The sequence below is a fragment of the Pseudoalteromonas sp. SG44-5 genome, from assembly GCF_014164175.1.
Lineage (GTDB): Bacteria > Pseudomonadota > Gammaproteobacteria > Enterobacterales > Alteromonadaceae > Pseudoalteromonas > Pseudoalteromonas nigrifaciens.
The window spans coordinates 1-218 of sequence record NZ_JACJES010000084.1; the positions used below are offsets into that span (position 1 = coordinate 1).

Here is a 218-nt window from a genome sequence, read left to right on the forward strand (position 1 = left end):
CTAAAGTAGATATTTACGCAAAGACTTAAAAAATATTATCAGATATTTTCCAAATTCAGTTAATTTGTAGTGATACGAATTAACGCCCTAATTTGCTTGGTAACAATAGCGTTTTGGACCCACCTGACCCCATGCCGAACTCAGTAGTGAAACGAAACAGCGCCGATGATAGTGTAGCATTTGCTATGTGAAAGTAGGACATTGCCAGGCTCCAAATT

At 38.1% G+C, this 218-nt stretch carries 1 rRNA gene; it reads left to right on the forward strand.

Annotation, left to right across the window (positions count from 1 at the left end):
* The first annotated feature begins 95 nt into the window (after positions 1 to 95).
* A 5S ribosomal RNA gene (gene rrf / locus H5079_RS18295) occupies positions 96 to 210 on the forward strand.
* Positions 211 to 218: the final 8 nt, after the last annotated feature.